Raw genomic sequence first — 22832 nt, 5'->3', positions numbered from 1 at the left:
TTCCTCCCCGGCCCGGAGGCCGGAGCATCCACAAAGGAGCCTTGATGACGGAGAACACACCGGATCGAGCACGCAAGCGCTTCCCCGGGATCAGCTCCCGGGCCTACGAACACCCGGCGGACCGCTCGGCGCTGGTGGCGCTGCGCTCGCTGTCCGGGTTCGACGTCGTCCTGCGCAAGCTGTCGGGACTGGTCAACGAGCGGGCCATCAGGCTGATGTTCCTGGGCGGGACCGTCCGGGTCGGCGAGAACCAGTTCCACCACCTGCACGACATGGTGCGGGACGCGTCCTACATCCTGGATCTGAAGAAGGTGCCCGACGTCTTCGTCAAGCAGGACCCGACCCCGAACGCGATGGCGCTGGGCTCCGACGACCCGTTCATCGTGATCAACACCGGGCTGATCGACCTGCTGGACGACGAGGAGCTGCGGTTCGTCGTCGGGCACGAAGTCGGGCACATCCTGTCGGGGCACGCCGTCTACCAGACGATGATGCAGATCCTCATCGGGCTCGGGTCGCGGCTGGCGTGGCTGCCGCTCGGCAACGTGGGCATCGCGGCGATCATCATCGGGCTGCGGGAGTGGTTCCGCAAGGCGGAGCTGTCGTCGGACCGCGCGGGCCTGCTCGCCGGGCAGGACCTGGACGCCGCCAAGCGCGTGAACATGAAGCTCGCGGGCGGGACGAAGCTGTCGGAGATGAGCGCCGAGGCGTTCCTGGAGCAGGCCCGCGAGTACGACGCGGCCGGCGACGTCCGGGACGGGCTGCTGAAGTTCCTGAACCTGCTGCCGCAGTCGCACCCGTTCGCGGTGATCCGGTTCGCGGAGATCGACAAGTGGGCGCGCGGCGGCGAGTACGAGCGCATCCTCGCCGGCGACTACGCGCGCCGCGACGACGACGGCAGCGCGAAGGTCACCGACGAGATCCGGAACGCGGCCCGGTCCTACCGGGAGTCGTGGGAGCAGACGGCCGACCCGTTCGTCGGCAAGGTCCGCGACATGGCCGACGCGGCGGCGGGCGCGGCGGGCGGCCTGTTCGACCGCATCGCCCGGCGCCCCAACGGCGCGAACGGCGGCTAGGGCCGCGGGAACCGAGCGAGGGCCGCCGTGACACGGACACGGCGGCCCTTTCGGCGTCCGGGGCGCCTGGAGGGGCCGGACGCCTAGAACGGTTTGGGGACGAGGAGTTCGACGTTGCGGTCGTCGGCGCCGCCGCGCCGCTCGTCCGGCGCGTCCTGCCAGTCGTTGCCGGCGAGTTCGCGGGCGAGCGACGCGAGCCGGACGGGGTCGCCGATGCGGCCGCCGTGCGCGGCGGGCCCGGCCGAGTCGAGGACGGTCGCGAAGACCGACAGGGTGCCGTCGCCGTTGTCGGCGAGTTCGACGATGCGGCTCTGCTGCGGGAAGTCGATGTGCGCGGCCGTGTTGACCTCCCAGAACCCGCCCGGCTCGGACCCGCCCTCGCGGGCGTGCGGGATGACCTCGTTGCGGTGGGTATGGCCGTTCACCCACAGGACGACGTTCGGGTAGCGCAGGAGGAGGGCCTCCACCTCGTCGCCGAGGACCCGGTCGCCGCCGAGCGGGTTGCCGAGGGAGGCGATCGGGTGGTGGCTGAACAGGACGAACAGGCGGTCCCGGACGTCGTGCGCGACGAGTTCGCCGCGGGCGTCGCGGTAGCGGCGGCTGCCGGCCTTGAGTTCGTCCTCCAGCCAGGCGAGCTGGGCGCGGTCGAGGGAGCCTTCGGAGTAGCCGTTGGGGTTGACGGTGTCGAGCGCGATGCCCCGCACGACGCCCTGGTCGAACGCGTAGTACGCCGTCCCGTCGCGGAGGTTGGCGGAGGTGAAGCCGTGGCCGCGCAGGGGCGCGCTCGTGCGGAAGTGCTCGCGGACGACCTCGGCGCGCGACAGCATCCGGCGGTCCGGGTCGGGGGTGACCGGGCGGAACAGGCCGCCGCCGGACGCCCCGCGGGCGCGGCTCAGCCGCACCAGCTCGCGCCCGTCCCCGTCGGTGATCATGCGGGCGAGCCGCTGCGCCTGCGCGTCGTCGGCCGGGGCGCCGATCTTGATGCCGCCGGTGGCGAGCGCGGTGACCAGCGGGTTGATGGGCAGGTTGCCCTGGACCAGGCCGTCGTGGTTGCCGAACACCGCGTACCAGGGCGCCCGCAGGCCGGTCGCCCGGAAGGGGCGGCGGGCGGCGTCCACGAGGCCCCGGACCTGCGGGAACCCGTGCCGGACCGTCGGCAGGTCGGCCTCGGCGCCGGGCGGCGGCCCCTCGGGGTGCCAGTAGGCGCGGTCGTAGGCGGCGAGGTCCATGACGCCCTCGTACCGGTTCGGGTCGCCGGAGTCGGGGCGGACGCGCCCGCCGTCGAGGAGGTCGATGATCCAGCGGATCTCGTTGTACTGGACGTTGTCGGCCGCGTCCCCGGTGTTGATGACGAACGCGAGGTCGAGGCCGGTCGCGGGGCCGCGCCCGACGGCGTTCATCGACCGGACCATGGCCTCGGCGACGTGCGTGGACAGGATCTCCTGCGGCCGGTACGCCCCCTCGACGGGCAGGACGCTCAGGGCGTCCTTGAACCGGTCGACGAACTCGACGCGCGCCGGGGACTGCGCGTCGATCACGTGGACGTCGGTGAGGTGCCCGAAGGCGAGGACGCCGCGGCGGCGCGCGGCCCGGCCGGGCGACGCGGTGCCGCCGAGGTCGCGGCGCAGGACGTGCGGCTCGCCCGGGCCGGCGACGACCCGGCGGTAGCCGCCCGCGCCCGGGGCGCCGAGGAGGTAGGTGCGGTCGAGGGTGGTGCCGGCGACCGGGCCGCGCAGGCGGGGGACGGCGGCGGCGCGGGCCGGGAAGGCGGTGAGCCCGGTGGCGGCGATCCCCGCCCCCAGGGCGGCGCCCCGCAGGACGCGGCGGCGGCTGATCTCACGAGTCACGCTGTGGATCAGATCACACGGACATGAGTGACATCAAGCCCCGAGATGTCACATAGATGAACGGATCTCGGATCAGCCGCCGCCGGACCGGACGGCCGGTCAGGCCCCGCGCAGGTGCCCGTCGCCCGTGACGACGTACTTCGTCGAGGTCAGCTCCGGCAGGCCCATCGGGCCGCGCGCGTGCAGCTTCTGCGTGGAGATGCCGATCTCCGCGCCGAAGCCGAACTCGCCGCCGTCGGTGAACCGGGTCGAGGCGTTCACCATCACGGCCGCCGAGTCGACGAGCGAGGTGAAGCGGCGCGCGGCGGACTGTGACGTCGTCACGATCGCCTCCGTGTGGCCCGACCCGTACCGGCGGATGTGCGCGACGGCGTCGTCCAAGGAGCCGACGACGCGGGCGGCGATGTCGAGCGAGAGGTACTCGGCGTACCAGTCGTCCTCGGTCGCCTCGACGACGCCGTCACCGAGCGAGCGGATCCGCTCGTCCCCGTGGACGGTGACGCCCTTCTCCTTGAGCGCCGCAAGCGCGCGCGGGACGAACGCGTCGGCGACGTCCGCGTGCACCAGGAACGTCTCCGCCGCGTTGCAGACGGACGGGCGCTGCGTCTTCGAGTTCACGAGGATGTCCAGCGCCACGTCCAGGTCGGCGGCGGCGTCGACGTACACCGAGCAGTTCCCCACCCCGGTCTCGATCACCGGGACGGTCGACTCCTCCACGACCGAGTTGATCAGCGACGCGCCGCCCCGCGGGATCAGCACGTCCACGAGCCCGCGCGCGCGCATCAGGTGCTTGACCGACTCACGGGACGTGCCGGGGACGAGCTGCACCGCGTCCCCCGGGACGTCCGTGCCCCGCAGCGCCTCCTGCATCACCGCCACCAGCACCGAGTTCGACTCGTACGCCGACGACGAGCCGCGCAGCATCGCGACGTTCCCGCTCTTCAGGCACAGCGCGGCGGCGTCCACCGTGACGTTCGGACGGCCCTCGTAGATGATCCCGACGACGCCCAGCGGCACCCGGATCTGGCGCAGCTCCAGACCGTTCGGCAGGACGTTCCCGCGCACCGTCTCCCCCACCGGGTCCGGCAGCGCCGCGACCTCCCGGACGGCCTCGGCGACCGCGGCGATCCGCTCCGCCGACAGGCTCAGCCGGTCGATCATGTACTCGGGGGTGCCGTTCTCGCGGGCCCGCGCGACGTCCGCCTCGTTCGCCTTGATGATCCGCGCGGCCTCCGCCACCAGCGCGTCCGCGATCGCGTGCAGCGCGGCGTCCTTCGCGGCGCGCGGCAGCGGCGCCAGCCCCGCGGCGGCGTCGCGGGCGGTGCGCGCCACCCGCAGGAACTCCTCGCGTTCCCGGTCCTGCTCGCTCATCCGACGTTCCTCTCCGGGTCGAATCACTGGGGTCAGCGGTCGGTCAGCACCACGAGGTGGTCGCGGTGGATTATCTCGCGTTCGTACTCGGGGCCCAGCTCCCGCGCCAGCCAGCGGGTGGAGCGGCCCATCAGGTCGGGGATCTCCGACGCGTCGTAGTTCGCCAGGCCGCGCGCGACGACCGCGCCGTCCGCGCCGCACAGGTCGACCGGGTCGCCCGCCGCGAAGTCGCCCTCGACGCCCGTGACGCCCGCGGGCAGCAGCGACTTGCCCCGCCGGACGACCGCGTCGACGGCGCCCGGGTCGAGCACGATGCGGCCCTGCCCGGTCGTGGCGTGCGCCAGCCACAGGTGCCGGGTGGCGCGGCGGCGGTCGTCCGCCGGGTGGAACAGCGTGCCGACGGGGTCGCCCGCGACGGCGCGCGCGGCGGACGCGGCGTTCGTCAGCACCACCGGGATGCCCGCGATCCGGGCCGCCTCCACCTTGGTGACCATGCCGCCCGTCCCGACGCGCCCCGACCCGCCGAGCTTCACCCCGTCCAGGTCGGCCGGGGACCGGACGTCGGTGATGCGGCGGGCGCCCGGCTGCCGCGGGTCGCCCGTGTACAGGGCGTCCACGTCCGACAGCAGGACGAGCGCGTCCGCGCGCGTCAGGTGGGCGACGAGCGCCGCGAGCCGGTCGTTGTCGCCGAACCGGATCTCGTCCGTGGCGACCGTGTCGTTCTCGTTGACGATCGGCAGCACCCCCAGCGCGAGGAGCTGCGCGAGCGTCCGCTGCGCGTTGCGGTGGTGGGAGCGGCGCATCATGTCGTCGGCGGTCAGCAGCACCTGCCCGACCGTGACGCCGTACCGGGCGAACGACGACGTGTACCGGGCGAACAGCGCGCCCTGCCCGACGCTGGCCGCCGCCTGCTGCGTCGCGAGGTCGGACGGGCGCCGCGTCAGGCCGAGCGGGCCGAGCCCGGCCGCGATCGCCCCCGACGACACGAACACGATCTCCGCGCCCGCGTCCCGGCGGGCCGCCAGCACGTCCACGAGGGCGTCGATGCGGGCGGCGTCGATCGTCCCCTGCGGCGTGGTCAGCGACGACGAGCCCGCCTTGACCACGATCCGGCGGGCCTTCGCGATCCCCGCGCGTTCGGTCACCTGCGTCCCCTCCCCCCGGTCAGCGGCCGTCGAGCCGGCGGTCGGTGCCGCGCGGGCCCGCGGCGGCCTCCCCGGCCGGGATGTCGGGCTCCCAGTCGAACACCACCGAGTCGTCGACGGTGCCGATCATGACGGTCGCGCCCGCCTCGGCGCCCGCCTCGCGCAGGGCGTCCTCGATGCCGAGCCGCGCCAGGCGGTCGGCGAGGTACCCGACGGCCTCCTCGTTCTGGAAGTCGGTCTGCCGCAGCCACCGGACGGGCTTCGCCCCGGTGATCAGGTAGGTGTTCGCGCCCATCGGCTTCACCTCGAACTCCGCGCCGCCGCCGACCGGCTCCGGCCGGATCACGATGCGGGTCGGCTCCGCCGGGGGCAGGCTCGCGCGGTGCTCCGCCACCATCGCGGCCAGCGCGAACGACAGCTCCCGCAGGCCCTCGTGCGTCGCCGCGGACACCTCGAACACGCGCAGGCCGCGCGCCTCGAACTCCGGGCGGACGAGCTCGGCGAGGTCGCGCGCGTCCGGGACGTCCACCTTGTTCAGCACCACCAGCCGCGGGCGGTCCGACAGCGGGCGGTCGCCGAGGACCCGGTCGTACGCCTGCAGTTCGCGCTCGATGACCTCGAAGTCGCTGAGCGGGTCCCGGCCGGGCTCGGGCGTCGCGCAGTCGAGGACGTGCGCGAGCGTCGACGACCGCTCGATGTGCCGGAGGAACTCCAGCCCCAGGCCGCGACCCTCGCTGGCACCCTCGATCAGGCCCGGGACGTCGGCGACCGTGAACGTCGTGTCGCCCGCGCTCACCACCCCGAGGTTCGGGACGAGCGTGGTGAACGGGTAGTCGGCGATCTTCGGCTTCGCGGCGGACAGCGCGGCGATCAGCGACGACTTCCCGGCGCTCGGGAACCCGACCAGCGCGACGTCGGCGACGCTCTTCAGCTCCAGGACGACGTCGCGCTCCTCGCCGGGCTCGCCGAGCAGCGCGAACCCCGGCGCCTTGCGCTTGGCGGTGGCCAGCGCCGCGTTCCCGAGGCCGCCGCGGCCGCCGCGCGCGATCACGAACCGGGTGCCCTCGCCGACCAGGTCGGCCAGCACCTCGTCGCCCTCCTTGACGACGGTGCCGTCGGGGACCGGCAGGACCACGTCGTCGCCGTTGGCGCCCGTCCGGTGCCCGCCCTGCCCCGGCCTGCCGTTGCCCGCCCGGCGGTGCGGGCGCCGGTGGTACTCCAGGAGGCTCGCGGCGTTGGTGTCGACGACGAGCACGACGTCGCCGCCGTTGCCGCCGTTCGCCCCGTCCGGGCCGCCGAGCGGCTTGAACTTCTCGCGGTGGATCGACGCGCAGCCGTTCCCGCCGCTGCCCGCCGCGACGTGCAGCACCACCCGGTCGACGAACTGCGCACCCGATCCCGCACCAGCGGCCACGGCGACTCTCCTTGCGCTCGGCCCCGCGAAGGGCTCTGGAAACAGCGCAAGGGACGGACCGAACGGTCCGCCCCTTGCGAAAGACTCTTCCCGAAGCGGACTACTCCGCCGGCGGGACGACGCTGACCGCGTTGCGGCCGCGGTAGCGCCGGAACTCCACCGCACCCGCGACGAGCGCGAACAGCGTGTCGTCGCCGCCGCGGCCGACGCCGGGGCCGGGGTGGAAGTGGGTGCCGCGCTGCCGGACGATGATCTCGCCGGCGTTGACGACCTGGCCGCCGAACCGCTTCACGCCGAGGCGCTTGGCGTTGGAGTCGCGACCGTTACGGCTGGACGATGCGCCCTTCTTGTGTGCCATGTGACCGCTCTCCTTACTTTCCGGACTCGATACCGGTGATCTTGACCTCGGTGTACGGCTGGCGGTGCCCCATCCGCCGCTTGTACCCGGTCTTGTTCCGGTAGTGCATGATGTTGATCTTCGGGCCCTTGACCGCGCCGAGGATCTCGGCGGTCACCTCGTAGCGGGCCAGGTCGGCTGAAGAGCTGACGACCCGGTCGCCGTCCACGACCAGCACGGCCGGGAACGTGACGGTCGAGCCCACCTCGCCGGCCAGCTTGTCGACGGTCAGCACGTCGTCGACGGCGACCTTCTCCTGCCTGCCGCCTGCGCGGACAATCGCGTACACCGCGGAAACCTCTCGTCGTGCGCGTGCTTCTGGACCGAACCAGTCCCACGCGTGGCTGTACCAGCCCTCGGATGAGGGCCTACCCCCGGCACGGGGCCGGAGGCGGCACGCCGGGCCGAAGCCGCGGCGCTCTCTGCTCGTCCCCACCGGATCGGCGGGGGGTGCACCGGACGGGCCCCGGACGGGGACCGCGGTGCGAGTTCGTGTCGGCGCGCGTCACCACACCGAAGTACGAGTGTACTGGACGTCCTGACCCGATCGCGAACGCGTGCGCATTGCGCGTACCCGTGCGATCGGGCCGGGACGTCCCGTCCGTCCGTCAGTCGTCGGCGCCGTCGGCGGCCTGCGCGGCGACGCGGGAGCGGCGGGTGCGGCGGCGCGGTGCCGCGGCCGCCTCGCCGTCGCCGTCCCCGGCCGCGGCCTCGGCCGGCGCCGCCGGCTCGGCGGCCTCGGCCGGCTCGGCCGGGGCCTCGTCGGCCGGGGCGGCGTCCGGCGCGGCGGCGGGCGCGGCGCCGTTCGACAGCCCGTTCGACGAACCGTTCGCCTGCACCGCGACGGGCTCGGGCTCGGCGGCGTCCAGCGTGCCGGGCGCGACGTCCGCGGCTTCCGCGGCGGCCTCCGCGGCCTCGACCGCGGCCTGCGCGGGCTGCGCCTCGTCGGCGTCCGGCTCCGGCGGCGGCCCGGCCGGGCGCTTGGCCGGGCCCGACTTCTTCGGGCGCGTCCGCACCGGCGCGGCCTCCTCCGGGGCGGGCGCCGGAGCGGGCGCCGCGGCCTCGGCGGGCTCGGCCTCCGCGGCCTTCGCCGCGCGGCCCCGCCGGCCCTTCGCGGGCTCCGCCTTCGCGGCGTCCTGCTTCGGCTCGCCCTTGGCGGCCTTCGCGTCCGCCTTCTCCGGCTTCTCCGACTTCGCCAGCTTCTCCTCGACGGCCCGCTCGACCTCGCCCTTGCGCTTGCGGCGCCGTCCGCCGGTCTCCTTCTCGGCCTTCAGGTCGACCGGCGTCAGGTGGACGTGGATGCCGCGGCCGTTGCACGACTCGCACGTCTCCGAGAACGCCTCCAGCAGGCCCTGGCCGACGCGCTTGCGGGTCATCTGCACGAGGCCCAGCGACGTGACCTCGGCGACCTGGTGCTTGGTACGGTCCCGCGACAGGCACTCGACCAGGCGCCGCAGCACCAGGTCGCGGTTGCTCTCCAGCACCATGTCGATGAAGTCGATCACGACGATGCCGCCGATGTCGCGCAGCCGGAGCTGGCGGACGATCTCCTCGGCCGCCTCCAGGTTGTTGCGGGTGACGGTCTCCTCGAGGTTGCCGCCCTGCCCGGTGAACTTCCCGGTGTTGACGTCGATGACCGTCATCGCCTCGGTGCGGTCGATCACCAGCGAGCCGCCGCTCGGCAGCCACACCTTGCGGTCCAGCGCCTTCGCGATCTGCTCGTCGATGCGGAACGCGCCCAGCACGTCCTGGTCGTCCGTCCAGCGCTCCACGCGGTCGGCGAGGTGCGGGGCGACGTACTGGACGTACTCCGACACCGTGTCCCACGCGCCCGCGCCGGACACGACGAGCTTGCTGAAGTCCTCGTTGAAGATGTCGCGGACGACGCGGATGGTCAGGTCGGGCTCGCCGTACAGCAGCGACGGCGCCGACGCGGTCTTGACCTTCTTCTGGATGTTCTCCCACTGGGCCGCCAGGCGCGACACGTCGCGGGCCAGCTCCTCCTCGGTGGCGCCCTCCGCCGCCGTCCGCACGATCACGCCCGCGTTGTCGGGCATGACGCGCTTGAGGATCTGCTTGAGGCGGCTGCGCTCCTTGTCGGGGAGCTTGCGGCTGATGCCGGTCATCGAGCCGTCCGGCACGTACACCAGGTAGCGGCCGGGCAGCGAGACCTGGCTGGTCAGCCGGGCGCCCTTGTGGCCGAGCGGGTCCTTGGTGACCTGCACCAGCACCGACTGGCCCGACTTCAGCGCCGACTCGATGCGGCGCGGCTGCCCCACCAGCCCGGCGACGTCCCAGTTGACCTCGCCCGCGTACAGGACGGCGTTGCGGCCCTTGCCGATGTCGACGAACGCCGCCTCCATCGACGGCAGCACGTTCTGCACCTTGCCGAGGTACACGTTCCCGACGTACGACTGGTGCGTCGCGCGGTTCACGTAGTGCTCGACCAGGATGTCGTCCTCGAGGACGGCGATCTGGGTGCGCTCGCCCTCCTGCCGGACGACCATGACCCGCTCGACCGCCTCGCGGCGCGCCAGGAACTCCGCCTCGGTGATCACCGGCGGGCGGCGGCGGCCCTGCTCGCGGCCTTCCCGGCGGCGCTGCTTCTTGGCCTCCAGGCGGGTGGACCCGCGCACGGACTGGACCTCGTCCTCGACCGCGCGCGCCTCGCGGACGTGCACGACGGTGTTCGGCGGGTCGTCGGTGCCGTTCGCGCCGTCCCCGTCGCCGCCGGACCGGCGCCGGCGGCGGCGCCGGCGGCGGCTCGTCCCGCCCTGGCCGGACTCGTCGTCGTGGTCCCCGGCGTCGGCCTCGGCCTCCTCCGGCTGCTCCTTGGCGTCCTTGGCGTCCTTGGCCTTCGCCGCCTTGGACTTCTCGGTCTTGGCCCGTTCCTTGGACTTGTCGGCCTTGTCGGCCTTCTCCGTCTTGTCGGCCTTGTCGGCGCGGCCCTTGTCGGCGGGGGCCGGCTCCTCCTCGGCCTCCTCGGCGCCCTGGGCGTCGTCGTCGGCGCCGTCCCTGCCGTTGCGGCCCCGGCCGCGGCCGCCGCGGCGGCGCCGGCGGCGGGACGGGCGGTCCTCGGAGTCGTCGTCGGCGCGGTCGTCGACCTCCTCGTCGGCCTCGCGCTCGGCCGTCTCGGCGGCGGCCTTGACCGCCTCCTCGCGGCGGGCGGCGTCCTCCGGCTTCGGCTGCGGCGGCTGGAACACCACCATGGGCGGCTGGAACGTCACGCCGGGCACGGCGATCCCGCTCGCGGGCTCGGTCTCCGACACCTCGCCGGTGCCGGGCGCCGCCCCGGCCACCGGGACGGCGGGGACTTCCGGAACGGACGGGACGGCGGGCGGGACGGTCGGCGCGGGCGGCACCTCGGCGGACGCGGCGGGCGGCTCGGCGGGCGGCTCGGCGGGCGCGGCGCTCTCGGCCGGCGGCTCCGCGGTCTTCGCGGCGGCGGTGCGGCGGCGGGTCCGGGTCCGGGTCGCGGGGGCCTTCTCGTCCGCCTTCTCGTCGTCGGCGTTCTTGTCGTCCGACTTCTTCGCGGACTCGCTCTCGATCTCCGGGGAGGTCTCGGCGCCGGTCGGCGGGACGGGCTCGGCGGTCTCCGCGGGCTCGGCGGCCTTCGTGCTCCTGCGGGCGCGGGTGCGGGTGGTCTTCTTCGGCGGCGCGGGCTCCTCGGCGGCCGCGGGCTCCTCCGCCTCGGCGGCGGGCTCCTCGGCGGGCTCCGCCTCCGCGGCGCCCTCCGGCACGCTCTCCGCCTGCGCGGCGTCCGCCCGCGCGTCCTGCGCGTCCTCGGTCTGCGCGGCCTCGGCTTCGGCCGTCTCGCCGGTGCCCTCGGCCGTCTCCTCGTCCTCGTCCTCGGCCGTCTCGTCCTCGGACGCGGTCTCCGCCGCCGGCGCGGCGGGCGGGGTCGCGGGTTCCTCGTCGACCTCGGGCGGCGGACCGGCGGGACGGCTGGCGCGGCGGCGCGGGCGCGTCGTCACGCCCGACCCTCCGGTGCCGTCCGCCCCGGTCGCGGCGGTGTTCTCGTCTTCAGTGCCTTCGGCCTGCGCCGAATCGGCTTCGTTCTCCAGCATGCGGGCAATCTCCCGTCAGGCTCCCGGGCGCGACCACGCGTTCCGCCCTTCGGCGGATCGGTGCGGTGCGCCGCACGGGAACTCTCCGTCAGTCGGTGTCGCCACCGCCGTCGTCCGGCGGTGCCGACGAAGTCGTCGGGGGCGCGCCCACCGTCCCTGCGGACCGGTTCCGTGTCACCACGGCTTCGGTCTCACGGGCGGGCGCCGGCGGCATCCGCGCTCGCGGGCTCCCCGGGCCGCGGCCGTTGCGGGCCGCCGGCCGCCGCGGCGTCGTCGCCGGACGGCGGGCCGATCTCCCGGTCGGGATCCAGGGGATCCCCGAGGCCACCGGTGGCCGCGTCCAGAGGCCCCTGCGCCAGCCTGGTCACCATGGGCGGCGACGGCGGCGCGAGGTCGGCGATCTGGCGCAGACCGGTGAGGATGTCGTCGGGTCGAACGGCGGGTGTGGAATGCCGAACAACCATTCGAAGTATCGCACAAGGGGCATCCGCCGCCTCCGCGGCGCGCCGGTCCGGCTCGTCGGCCTCCGCCTCGAGCACGCTGACGGCGGCGCGCACGTCGAAACGGCGCCGCCCCTTCTTGGTGAGGCGCTCGACCTCGATGACGTCGGCGTCGAGGAAGGCGGCCACGGCCGCGGCGGCGTCGCCCGGGGGCACGCCGTCCAGCCGGATCCGCCACCGGGACGCCTCGAGCCGATCGGCGAACGCGCCGGGCTTGGCCGGCGCGTCTCCGGCGCCGCCCGCACGCACCGGCACGACATCGACGATGTCGAGCCCGGGCGGCAGGGCCGCGTCGAGATCGGCCCGCACCCGCGCAGGGTCGCGGGTCTCGGTAAGCCCGATTTCGAGGTACTCGGCCTCACTGGCAACCCCGGTCGCCGCCGCACCCGCGTACGAGATCTTCGGGTGGGGGGTGAATCCGGCGCTGAACGCGACGGGTATCCCGGCGCGCCGTACGGCGCGTTCCACGGCCCGGGAGATGTCGCGATGGCTCGTGAAGCGCAGCCTGCCGCGCTTGGCATAACGGACGCGCAGGCGCTGGATCACGGGGGCCGGTGCCGGTCCCTCCGGCTTGGGTGCCAGGGCTCTCGTCCTTCCTACTCGTGCCGAGTGTGAAAACGTCTCCCTATAGAGTACGGTGCCCCCGCCCCCGATAGGGACGCCCGGTCCGCGCACTGAGACTCCCGGCCCCCGCGGGACGGCCCCGGAGGGCCTCCGCGATCCCGTTTCGCTCCGGCTCGACGCCCGGCCCCGCACATCTCTGCTGTCCTGTCTCCGTCGCGGTGCACGAGACGCGAAAGGGCCTGGAAGAAGTGCGGCGGCGGGCCGAGCCGTCCGGCTCGGCCCGCCGCGGCGTGCCGTTCGGGCCCCGGTCAGACGACCGAGAGGGGGAGCAGCTTCTTGCCGGTGGGGCCGACCTGGATCTCGGTGCCCATGGTGGGACAGACGCCGCAGTCGTAGCAGGGGGTCCAGCGGCAGTCGTCGACCTCGGTCTCGTCGACGGCGTCCTGCCAGTCCTGCCAGAGCCACTCGCGGTCGAGGCCGGCGTCGAGGTGGTCCCAGGGCAGGACCTCGACCTCGTCGCGCTCGCGGAGGGTGTACCAGGCGAGGTCGACGGGCTCGCCGGCGAGGGCCCGCTCGGCGCAGGACGTCCAGCGCTCGAAGGAGAAGTGCTCGCTCCAGCCGTCGAAGCGGCCGCCGTCCTCCCAGACGGCGCGGATGATCCGGCCGACGCGGCGGTCGCCGCGGGACAGCAGGCCCTCGATGACCGAGGGCTGCCCGTCGTGGTAGCGAAGGCCGATCGCGCGCCCGTACTCCTTGTCGCCGCGCAGGGCGTCCTTGAGCGCGCGGAGGCGGGCGTCGACGGTCTCGTGGTCGCACTGGGCGGCCCACTGGAACGGGGTGTGCGGCTTCGGCACGAACCCGCCGATGGAGACCGTGCAGCGGATGTCCTTGCGGCCGGTCGCCGCGCGGCCGGCGGCGATCACGCGCTTCGCCATGTCGGCGATCGCGAGGACGTCCTCGTCCTCCTCGGTGGGCAGGCCGCACATGAAGTAGAGCTTGACCTGCCGCCAGCCGTTCTCGTACGCCGTGGTGACGGTGCGGATCAGGTCGTCCTCGGTGACCATCTTGTTGATCACCTTGCGCATGCGCTCCGAGCCGCCCTCGGGCGCGAACGTGAGGCCGGAGCGGCGGCCGCCGCGGGAGAACTCGTTGGCGAGCGTGATGTTAAAGGCGTCCACGCGGGTGGACGGGAGTGAGAGGGAGGTGTTCGTGCCCTCGTAGCGGTCGGCGAGGCCCTTGGCGACGTCGCCGATCTCGCTGTGGTCGGCGCTGGAGAGGCTGAGGAGGCCGACCTCCTGGAAGCCCGACTGCTTGAGGCCCGTCTCGACCATCCCGCCGATCGTGGTGATCGACCGCTCCCGGACGGGACGGGTGATCATGCCGGCCTGGCAGAACCGGCAGCCGCGGGTGCAGCCGCGGAAGATCTCCACGCTGTACCGCTCGTGCACGGTCTCGGCGAGGGGCACGAGGGGCTTCTTCGGGTACGGCCACTGGTCGAGGTCCATGACCGTGTGCTTCTCGACCCGCCACGGGACGCCCGGACGGTTCGGCGCGACCCGCTTGATCCGGCCGTCGGGCAGGTAGTCGACGTCGTAGAAGCGCGGGACGTACACGCCGCCGGACGCCGCGAGCCGCATCAGCAGCCCGTCGCGCCCGCCGGGCCGGCCCTCGGCCTTCCACTCGCGGACGACCTCGGTGATCGCGAGGACGATCTCCTCGCCGTCGCCGAGGACGGCGGCGTCGACGAAGTCGGCGATCGGCTCGGGGTTGAACGCGGCGTGGCCGCCCGCGACGACGACCGGGTGCTCGTCGGTGCGGTCGGCCGCCTCCAGCGGGATGCCCGCGAGGTCGAGGGCCGTCAGCAGGTTGGTGTAGCCGAGTTCGGTGGAGAACGACACGCCGAACAGGTCGAACGCCCCGACGGGACGGTGGGCGTCCACCGTGAACTGCGGGACGCCGTGCTCCCGCATGACGGCCTCCATGTCCGGGAAGACCGCGTACGTGCGCTCGGCGAGGACGCCCTCGCGCTCGTTGAGGATCTCGTAGAGGATCTGCACGCCCTGGTTCGGGAGCCCGACCTCGTAGGCGTCCGGGTACATGAGCGCCCACCGGACTTCGGCGTCGTCCCAGTCTTTGACCTGCGAGTTCAGCTCACCGCCGACGTACTGAATCGGCTTCTGCACGCTGGGGAGCAGGGGCTCCAACCGCGGGAAGAGCGATTCGATGGGCATGACGGCGTCCTCCGTGCAGTGGACAGGGGATGGACGATCCAGCCTACCGATCCGGGGCGGCCGGTCGAACCGGTCAGTCGAACGGGCGGCGGCGCAGGTGGACTGCCTGCAGCAGCCCGAAGCCGATCATGTTCGCGAACGTCGCGGACCCGCCGTACGACACGAACGGCAGCGGCAGGCCGGTGATCGGCATCAGGCCGATCGTCATGCCGATGTTCTGGAACGCCTGGTAGCCGAACCAGCAGACGACGCCGGTGGCGACGAGCGTCCCGAACAGGTCGGCGGCCTGGACGGCGATGCGCAGGCCCCGCCACAGGACGACGCCGATCAGCAGGACGATCGCCGCGGCGCCGATGAAGCCGAGCTCCTCCCCCGCGACCGTGAAGATGAAGTCGGTCTGCTGCTCGGGGACGAAGTTGCCGCTGGTCTGCTCGCCCTGGAAGAGGCCCTGGCCGTCCCAGCCGCCGGAGCCGACGGCGATGCGCGACTGGCGGGCGTTGTAGCCGGCGCCGCGCGGGTCGGCCTCAGGGTCGAGGAACGCCGTGAACCGGTCGATCTGGTAGTCCTCCAGCAGCCCGAAGAACCACACCGAGAAGATCGCGAACGCGGCGCCGCCGACCAGCCCGAAGATCCACCGCTTGCGCGTCCCGGAGATCACCAGCATGCCGAAGACGACCGCGATGAACACCAGCGTGGTGCCGAGGTCGGGCTGCAGCAGGACCAGCACGGCCGGGACGCCCGCCAGGCCGAGCGCGAACAGGATGTCGCGGGGGCCCGGGCCGATCTCGCCGTCCCGGGGCTCGCCGAGGATCATCGCGAGCAGCACGACGAGGCCGACCTTCGCGAACTCCGACGGCTGCATCTGGAACCCGCCGCCGATGACGATCCACGAGTGCGACCCGTTGATCGTCGCGCCGAGCGGCGTCAGGACGGCGACGAGGCCGGCGCACGCCAGGCCGTACAGGATCGGGACGTACGCGCGCAGCAGCCGGTAGTCCAGCAGGGACACGACGGCGCCGAGCGCGAACCCGATCAGCATGTTGAGCGCGTGCCGCTTGACGAAGCCGTTGGGGTCCTGGCCCTGCTCGACCAGCGAGTGGAACGTCGCGGAGCGGACCAGGAGCGCGCCGATCACCGAGAGGGCCAGCACCACCACGCACAGCGGCCAGTCGAGCCCGCGCAGCGCGGCGAGGCGGCCGCGCCACCGCGAGCGCGTCGCGTACCCCTCGACCGTCCCGGCCTTGGACCCGGTGATCACGGGGCCGCGCCCTCCGCCGCCGGCAGCCGCGGCACCTCCGTGGGGAGGCGGCCGTCGTCCAGGGCCGGCTCGACGTCCTTCGTCCCGTACATCGCCTCCCAGATCTTGCGGACGATCACGCCGGACGTGGAGGCGCCGAAACCACCCTGCGAGACCATCGCCACGACGGCGTAGCGCGGGTTCTTCACCGGCCCGAAGGAGGCGAACCAGGACATGTCCTCCTGCCCCCAGCGTTCGGCGGTGCCCGTCTTGCCGCCGACGGCGACGCGCTTGAGGTCGAACCCGTTGAACGCCCCGGCGGCCGTGCCCTCCTTCGGGACGTCCGCGAGCGCGTCCCGCATGTAGGCGAGGACCTTCTCGTCCACCGGGAGCTTCTCCGGCTCCGGCGCGTCGATCTTCCGGACGACCGTGCCGTCCGGGCGGACGACCGCGACGCCGATGCGCGGCGTGTGCAGCTTCCCGCCGTTGGCGAGGGCGGCGTACGCGCGGACGAGCTGCAGCGGCGTCACCATCACGTTGCCCTGCCCGATCGACAGGTTCGCCGCGTCGCCCGCGCGCCACACCATGCCCTCGGCGCAGTTCTCGTGGGCGACCTGCTTGAGGTACGCGGCGCGGGCCGGGTCGGTCTTGGCGACGTTCGGGTAGCCGGTCTTGGCGTGCTTGCAGCTCGCGTCCTTGGTGGCCTCCCAGTACTCCCGCTTCCACTTGGCGTCCGGGATGCGGCCCTCGCTCTCGGCGGGCAGGTCGACGCCGGTGCGGGAGCCGAACCCGAAGTCGCGGGCGGTCTCCACCATCGGGTTCTTCGCGTCAAGCGGCGCGTTCCGGCCGCCGTTGCGCATCCACATCTCGTGCGCGAACTTGTAGAAGATCGTGTCGCAGGACTTCACGAGCGCGGTGTGCAGGTTCATCGTGCCGAGGTTGGCGCCCTGGAAGTTGTTGAACGCGCGGCTGCCGACCATGTACGAGCCGGGGCAGTTGTAGGTGCCGTGCAGGTCGTAGCCCGCACGGATCGCGGCGGCGACCGACGACACCTTGAACGTGGACCCGGGCGGGCCCATGCCCTGCGTGACCCGGGAGATCAGCGGGTTGTTGCTCTTCTCGCCGAGGAGGGCGTCGTACTTCTTCTGGGTGATCCCGCCCGTCCAGACGCTCGGGTCGTACGACGGGTAGCTCGCCGTCGCGATCAGCCGCCCGGTCTGGACGTCCATGACCACGGCGGCGCCCGAGTCGGCGGGGCTGCCGTTGCGGCGCGCGGCGTCGATGCCCTCCTTCAGCGCCTTCTCCGCGCCGCCCTGCACCTCGGCGTCGATGCTGGTGACGAGGTGGTTGCCGGGCGTCGGCGCCTGCTCCTCGGCGACGCCGGTGACGCGGCCCTGGCTGTCGACGAGCACCCGGCGGTACCCGGCCTCGCCGCGCAGCGCCTCGTCGTACTCGCCCTCCAGCCCGGCGCGGCCGACGAGGTCGACGGCGCTGTACCCGGTGACCTTGATGCCCTCCCGCTCGGCCATCTCCTCCTCGGTGATCGGCTGGAGGTAGCCGAGGGTCTGGACGGCGGTCGCGCCGTGCGGCGCCGGGTACACGCGGTTCGGCTGGATCTGCGCGGTGATGCCGGGGAAGTCTTCCTTGCGCTCCATGATCTGCAGCGCGGCCCGCGGGTCGGTGTCGTCCTCCACGGGGATCGGCTGGTACGGCGATCCGGGCCAGCAGGGCCGCTGCACGGTGGGGCTGCACAGCCGGATCTTCTGCTGGATGTCCTCGTAGCCGAGGTCGAGGACCTTCGCGAGCCGCCGCAGGACCGCCTCGCCGCCGTCGTCCTGCCGGGCGAGCGCCGTCCGGTCCACCGACACGACGAGCGAGCTCTGGTTGCGGGCGAGCGGCCGGCCCCGGTCGTCCAGGATCATGCCGCGCACGGCGGGGACGACGATGTCGCGGGTGCGGTTCTGCGCGGCGATCGACGCGTAGCGCTCGCCGTCCAGGACCTGGAGGGTCCACAGGCGGCCGAGCAGGACGAGCAGCAGCGCCCCGACGAGCACGTACAGGACGACGAGCCGGAAGTGCGTCCGCGGGTTCACAGGTTCCCGCTCCGTCCGGACATCGCGCGGTAGCGGGCGGCGGGCACCGAGAACCGGTCGCCGCGGGTGCTGCGCTCGCCGCGCTCGTACCGGCGGGTGGCGCGCAGCACCGCCCACACCACGAACGGGCTGGCGATCACGGTGTACAGGACCTGCAGCGGGACGACGCCGGACACGGTGCCCCAGTCGGCGCGCGGGTCGCCGAGCAGCATGCCCGTCGCGCCGTACAGGACGACGCCGGCGAGGGCTCCCGCGGCGACGCCGAGGAACGGCACGGCGGACTGGCGGTCGACGCCCTCGGAGGCGGTGCCGCACAGGTAGCCGATGAGGCAGTAGACGAGCGCGTAGCGCCCGATGGTGTGGTCGGCGGGCGGGACGATGTCGGCGGCGAGGCCCGCGCAGAAACCGGTGGTCATACCGGTTCCGGATCCGGCGACGAGCGCCAGCGCGACCACGGTGAGCAGCACCAGGTCGGGCTGGACGCCGCCGGGCAGCGGCAGCCGGTTCGCCACCGACACCTGCAGGATCAGCGCGACCGCGACGACCAGCGCGGTGACCAGGTTCCGGCCGGCCGGCGACTGGTCCGGTGGGTTCAGCACGTCACTCTCCCGTGCTCGGTTGCGGGGACGGGCTCCGCTCGCCGCTCGGCCGCGCCTCGGTCCCGCCGTCGGTCGGCGCGCCGGGGCCCGGTGATCCGCTCGGCCGCGGCGTCCGCGACGGCGTGGGGGTGGGCGTGGGGGTCGGTTTCGGCTTCGGCGGCAGCACCGAGTCGCGCGGGTCCGTCTTGGGCGGCGCGACGACGACGGCGACGACGTCGAGGGCGCTGTACCGGACGAACGGGCGGATGTGCGCGGTGCGGGTGAGCCCGCCGGTGCCCTGCTCGATGCGTTCGACGACGCCGATCGGGACGCCCGGCACGTACGGGCGCTGGCCCTGCGAGCCGAACGTGACGATGCGCTGCCCGACCTTGATCGGCGCGCCCGCGTTGAGGAGCTGGAACCGCAGCGGGCTCTCGTCGGCGTCGCGGCCGTGCCGGCCGCGGCCCTGCAGGATGCCGATCTCCTTGGACTCCTCGAGCCGCGCGCCGACCGACGACGTCTGGTCGGTGGCGAGCAGGACGGTCGCGGTGGCCGGGCCGACGCGGGTGACGCGCCCGACGAGGCCCTGCGCGCTCATCACCGTCATGTCGCGCTTGATGCCGCTGCGGCTGCCGACGTCGATGGTGACGGTGTCCTCGTAGCCGTGGCCGGCGGAGATCACCCGCGCGGCGGCGATCTCGTAGCCGCCCATCCCGGCGGTGCCGAGCAGCCGCCGGAGCTGCTCGGCGTGGTCCTTGTCGAGCCGCGCCGAGCGGAGCTGCTCGCGCAGCCGCTGGTTCTGCCGCGCGAGCCGTTCGGCGCGGCGGCGCTGCCCCGGCGCGTCGGTGATCGCGTCGAAGGTGTTGCCGACCGGCCGGACGATCGCGGCGGACGCGTGCTCGACGGGTCCGAACACCGTCGCGCCGAGTCCGCGCAGGCCGCGCAGCGGGGAGTCGTCCCCACCGCGGTGGTCGATGGTGATCATCGTGAGCGCCGCGACGAGCAGTACGCCGAGGATCACACGGGTGCGCCGGGTGTCCCTCACCCACGGACCTCCCCGTTTCTAGTGGAGCCGCCTAGTGGTGCCGCGAGGCGCTCAGTGACGGGGTTCGGGGACGAGGACCTGGCGGAGGGACTCGAAGTCCTCCACGCACTTGCCGGTGCCGAGCGCCACCGAGTCGAGCGGGTTGTCGACGAGGTGGATCGGCATGCCGGTCTCCTCGCGGAGCCGCTCGTCCAGGTTCTTCAGCAGCGCGCCGCCGCCGGTGAGCGCGATACCACGGTCCATGATGTCCCCCGAAAGCTCGGGCGGGCATTTGTCGAGCGTGGTCTTCACCGCGTCAACGATGCTGTTGACCGGCTCCTCGATGGCCCGCCGCACCTCCTCAGCGGAGATCACGACGGTCTTCGGCAGCCCGCTGACGAGGTCGCGGCCGCGGATCTCGGCGTGCGGTTCCTCGTCGCCGCCGGGATAGGCCGAACCGATGGCCATCTTGATCTCCTCGGCGGTCCGTTCCCCCAGCATGAGGGAGTATTCCTTCTTCGAGAAGGAGATGATCGCCTGGTCGAGCTCGTCGCCGCCGACGCGGACCGACTGGCTCGTGACGATCCCGCCGAGCGAGATGATCGCGACCTCGGTGGTGCCGCCCCCTATGTCGACGACCATGTTGCCGGTCGGCTCGTAGACGGGCAGCCCGGAGCCGATGGCGGCGGCCATGGGCTCCTCGATGATGTAGACGCGGCGGGCGCCGGCCTGGTAGCCGGCCTCCTTCACGGCGCGCTGCTCCACGCCGGTGATCCCGCTCGGGACGGCCACCACGATCCGCGGCTTGGCGAAGTGCCGGCGCTTGTGGACCTTCTGGATGAAGTAGCGGAGCATCCGCTCGGTGACGTCGAAATCGGCGATGACGCCGTCCTTGAGCGGGCGGACGGCGACGATGTTGCCGGGCGTGCGGCCGATCATCCGCTTCGCCTCGATGCCCACGGCCACGATCTTCCCCGTGTTGGTGTTGATCGCGACGACGGACGGTTCGTTGAGGACGATGCCACGCCCGCGCACGTAGACCAGCGTGTTGGCGGTGCCCAGATCGACCGCCATGTCACGGCCGAGAAACGACAGCTTGTTACCCATGAAAAAGGGAGCCCTTCACGATTGTCGGGCGTTCATAGCGGCGCGTCCATCGTAACGCGAGAGTGGCTGTCAGGGCAGGTACCCCGAGACCGCGAGTCACCGAAAAAACGGGTGCTGACCAGGCTTGTTTTAGTTAAAGAGACGCGGGCCGGAGGTTTCCGGCCCGCGCGTCGTCGGTCGTCGTCAGCCCAGTTCCGGGAAGAACAGCTTGATCTCCCGGTCGGCCGAGTAGGTCGAGTCGGAGCCGTGCACGATGTTCTCGCCGATCTCCAGGGCGAAGTCGCCGCGGATGGTGCCGGGGGCGGCGCTCACCGGGTCGGTGGCGCCGGCCAGCGAGCGGAACGCCTCGATCGCGCGGGGGCCCTCGACGACCATCGCGACCAGCGGGCCGCCGGTGATGAACTCGACCAGCTCACCGAAGAACGGCTTGCTCGCGTGCTCCTCGTAGTGGGCCTCGGCCGTCTCGCGGGCGAGGGTGCGCAGTTCCAGCGCGACGAGCTTCAGGCCCTTGCGCTCGATCCGCGAGACGACCTCGCCGACCACGCCGCGGCGGACACCGTCGGGCTTGACCAGGACAAGAGTGCGCTCGGACACGAGTGGTTCTCCTCAGGAAGGTTGGGATATGCGCGCGAATCCTACCGGGCCGCCGGAGCCCCGGAGGCGTTCGCCGCGCAGTGCCGCCCCGCCGCCGGGGCCGCGGCCGGGGCGCCGCGCGCGGCGCGGGCGGCCAGCACGGCGGCGACGACGCCCGCCGCGGCGGCCGCGAGCAGCCACGTGCGCTGCCCCTCGACGAGCCCGGCGAGCCGCTGCGCGTCCGTCTCCGGGCGGATCCGCGCCAGCGACGCCGCCTGCAGCGACAGCGCGCCGAGCTGCCCCGCGAGCACCGCCGGGAAGCACAGCGACAGCCCGAACAGCGCGGCGCCCGGGCCCGCGTCCCGCAGCGACGCGGCCAGCGCCAGCCCGGCCCCCGCGCCGAGGGGGACGAGCAGCGGCGCCGCCGCCCAGGGCGCGCCCGTCCCGAGCGGCACGGCGCCGAGCGGCGGCGCCGCCGCCATCAGCACGAGCCCGGCGAGGACGGCGCCGCGCGGCGGGACGCGCGCGGCCAGCGCCGCCGCCGCGAGCGCCGCCGCGGCCCCGGCGGCGAACGGCACCGGGGACGGCGCGCCCGCGCCTCCCCCGGCGTGCGCCTCGGCGGCGGCGATCCCGGCGAGCGGGCCCGCCGCCGGCTGGACGAGCAGCCCGGCGGCGACCATCGTGATCGCGCAGCCGAACGGGCTGCCGGTCACCGCGTCCCGGGTGCCGGCGTGCGCGAGGCCGAGCAGCCCCGCGACCGCGACGCCGGCGACGACGAGCCGCGCCCCGGGCGACCAGCCGTGCGCGGCCACGACCGCCAGCAGCGCGAACGCCGCGCACGGCGCCGACGCCAGGAGCAGCCCGCCGCGCTCCGCCCGCCGGGGCGGCGGCAGCGGCGACGGCGCGCGCCCGGCCGCGGCCCGGTGGGCGAGGACGGCGGCGAGCGCGGCGGCGGCGGGCCACGTCCAGGGCGCGAGGGCCGCGCGCCAGTCGCGTCCGGTCCCCGCGGGGTCGTCCCCGGGCGGCTGCGGGACGGCGTCCAGCACGAGCGGCGTCGCGAGCAGCAGCGCCGCCGCGAGCAGTCCCGCCCACGCGGCGGCCGGGGCGCGGCCGCCCCGCTCCCACGCGAGGACCAGCGCCGCCGGGAGCGCGGTGCCCGCCCCGACGCCCTGCAGGGCGCGGACCGTCCCCGCCAGCGCCACCGAGTCGACCGCGCGTGCCGCGCCGAGCGCCGCCACGAGCGTCAGCAGGCCCGCCGCGAGCACCGTCCAGGCGGGGAAGCGGCGGGCGGCGAGCGCCGCGAGCGGCACCGCGACCACCAGCGCGGGCAGGGCGAGCCCGGTGGCGCGCAGCAGGCCCGCGACGGCCCCGCCGTCCCCGCCGTCGAACCCGAGCGCGGCCGCGGCGTCCGGGACGACCCCGGCGGTGGCGTCGGGAAGCACAAGCACGCTCGCGGGGACCGCGGCCGCGACCGCCAGGAGCCCGCCGACCTTGGGGCGGATGAAGAACGGCTGCTTCTGCGGCCGCTTCTTCTTCTCCGCCTCCTCGCTCTGCTGGACGTACCACTCGAAGTAGCCGTCGGCGGGCAGCAGGCAGCGGCGCCTCGCG

17 protein-coding genes are annotated in these 22832 nt (G+C 73.9%); 1 reads left to right on the top strand and 16 read right to left on the bottom strand.

Translation table 11 applies throughout. The features are described from left to right. Positions 1-44 precede the first annotated feature (44 nt). Positions 45-1076 (top strand): M48 family metallopeptidase, encoded by a 1032-nt coding sequence (locus DMH08_RS21385; protein WP_026404362.1) that lies wholly within the window; start codon positions 45-47, stop codon positions 1074-1076. Positions 1077-1159: 83 nt separating this feature from the next. Here the strand turns inward: DMH08_RS21385 and DMH08_RS21380 are convergent, their stop codons facing one another. The 16 genes from DMH08_RS21380 to DMH08_RS41095 all read right to left on the bottom strand — a co-directional run. Beyond that, positions 1160-2923, bottom strand: coding sequence for a TIGR03767 family metallophosphoesterase (locus DMH08_RS21380; RefSeq protein ID WP_026404361.1), 1764 nt, complete (start codon positions 2921-2923; stop codon positions 1160-1162). A gap of 99 nt (positions 2924-3022) precedes the next feature. After that, a complete protein-coding gene (locus DMH08_RS21375; protein WP_267898563.1) occupies positions 3023-4318 on the bottom strand; it encodes a glutamate-5-semialdehyde dehydrogenase in 1296 nt (431 codons plus the stop codon). An 8-nt stretch (positions 4319-4326) separates the two neighbouring features. Beyond that, a complete protein-coding gene (gene proB, locus DMH08_RS21370) occupies positions 4327-5439 on the bottom strand; it encodes a glutamate 5-kinase (protein WP_026404359.1) in 1113 nt (370 codons plus the stop codon). 19 nt (positions 5440-5458) lie between these two features. Further along, positions 5459-6853, bottom strand: a complete 1395-nt coding sequence (gene obgE / locus DMH08_RS21365; RefSeq protein ID WP_034519863.1) for a GTPase ObgE — start codon at positions 6851-6853, stop codon at positions 5459-5461. 100 nt (positions 6854-6953) lie between these two features. Then, positions 6954-7211: a 50S ribosomal protein L27 gene (rpmA, locus tag DMH08_RS21360; RefSeq protein ID WP_021595697.1), complete on the bottom strand. Its 258-nt coding sequence runs from the start codon at positions 7209-7211 to the stop codon at positions 6954-6956. Between the two features lie 13 nt (positions 7212-7224). Further along, positions 7225-7539, bottom strand: coding sequence for a 50S ribosomal protein L21 (rplU, locus tag DMH08_RS21355; RefSeq protein ID WP_026404357.1), 315 nt, complete (start codon positions 7537-7539; stop codon positions 7225-7227). Positions 7540-7858: 319 nt separating this feature from the next. Further along, on the bottom strand, positions 7859-11317 hold the full coding sequence (locus DMH08_RS21350; RefSeq protein ID WP_125617276.1) for an Rne/Rng family ribonuclease: 3459 nt from the start codon (positions 11315-11317) through the stop codon (positions 7859-7861). Between the two features lie 191 nt (positions 11318-11508). After that, positions 11509-12363, bottom strand: a complete 855-nt coding sequence (locus DMH08_RS21345; protein ID WP_064743708.1) for a TIGR03936 family radical SAM-associated protein — start codon at positions 12361-12363, stop codon at positions 11509-11511. Between the two features lie 326 nt (positions 12364-12689). Beyond that, complete coding sequence (locus DMH08_RS21340) at positions 12690-14612, bottom strand: TIGR03960 family B12-binding radical SAM protein (protein WP_026404356.1); 1923 nt, start codon at positions 14610-14612, stop codon at positions 12690-12692. Positions 14613-14685: 73 nt separating this feature from the next. Beyond that, the gene (gene rodA, locus DMH08_RS21335; protein ID WP_125617274.1) at positions 14686-15870 is read right to left on the bottom strand and encodes a rod shape-determining protein RodA; all 1185 of its coding nucleotides are present in this window, start codon (positions 15868-15870) and stop codon (positions 14686-14688) included. Next, the gene (gene mrdA, locus DMH08_RS21330; RefSeq protein WP_125617272.1) at positions 15867-17942 is read right to left on the bottom strand and encodes a penicillin-binding protein 2; all 2076 of its coding nucleotides are present in this window, start codon (positions 17940-17942) and stop codon (positions 15867-15869) included. Before mrdA ends, rodA begins: the two co-directional genes overlap by 4 nt. Continuing rightward, on the bottom strand, positions 17939-18541 hold the full coding sequence (gene mreD, locus DMH08_RS21325; protein ID WP_026404353.1) for a rod shape-determining protein MreD: 603 nt from the start codon (positions 18539-18541) through the stop codon (positions 17939-17941). The genes mrdA and mreD overlap by 4 nt, the downstream gene beginning before the upstream one ends. Before the next feature lies 1 nt (position 18542). Further along, positions 18543-19565, bottom strand: coding sequence for a rod shape-determining protein MreC (gene mreC, locus DMH08_RS21320; protein WP_064743707.1), 1023 nt, complete (start codon positions 19563-19565; stop codon positions 18543-18545). A gap of 51 nt (positions 19566-19616) precedes the next feature. After that, the gene (locus DMH08_RS21315) at positions 19617-20651 is read right to left on the bottom strand and encodes a rod shape-determining protein (protein WP_026404352.1); all 1035 of its coding nucleotides are present in this window, start codon (positions 20649-20651) and stop codon (positions 19617-19619) included. 183 nt (positions 20652-20834) lie between these two features. Continuing rightward, positions 20835-21245, bottom strand: coding sequence for a nucleoside-diphosphate kinase (gene ndk, locus DMH08_RS21310; protein WP_026404351.1), 411 nt, complete (start codon positions 21243-21245; stop codon positions 20835-20837). A 41-nt stretch (positions 21246-21286) separates the two neighbouring features. Next, the coding region (locus DMH08_RS41095) for an SOS response-associated peptidase family protein (protein WP_199747928.1) at positions 21287-22832 on the bottom strand (1546 nt) is incomplete at its 5' end.

Origin of the sequence: Actinomadura sp. WAC 06369 (genome assembly GCF_003947565.1) — a bacterium.
Classification (GTDB): Bacteria; Actinomycetota; Actinomycetes; order Streptosporangiales; family Streptosporangiaceae; genus Spirillospora; species Spirillospora rifamycini.
The sequence above is the reverse complement of the archived record's forward strand: the minus strand, read 5'-3'. Positions and strand labels throughout refer to the sequence as shown.

What these genes read in the sequence shown, in the direction of transcription:
- DMH08_RS21385 (WP_026404362.1), top strand. Translation starts at nt 45, where the DNA reads ATGACGGAGAACACACCGGATCGAGCACGCAAGCGCTTCCCCGGGATC.
- rpmA (WP_021595697.1), bottom strand. Translation starts at nt 7,211, where the DNA reads ATGGCACACAAGAAGGGCGCATCGTCCAGCCGTAACGGTCGCGACTCC.
- DMH08_RS21350 (WP_125617276.1), bottom strand. Translation starts at nt 11,317, where the DNA reads ATGCTGGAGAACGAAGCCGATTCGGCGCAGGCCGAAGGCACTGAAGAC.
- DMH08_RS21340 (WP_026404356.1), bottom strand. Translation starts at nt 14,612, where the DNA reads ATGCCCATCGAATCGCTCTTCCCGCGGTTGGAGCCCCTGCTCCCCAGC.
- DMH08_RS21315 (WP_026404352.1), bottom strand. Translation starts at nt 20,651, where the DNA reads ATGGGTAACAAGCTGTCGTTTCTCGGCCGTGACATGGCGGTCGATCTG.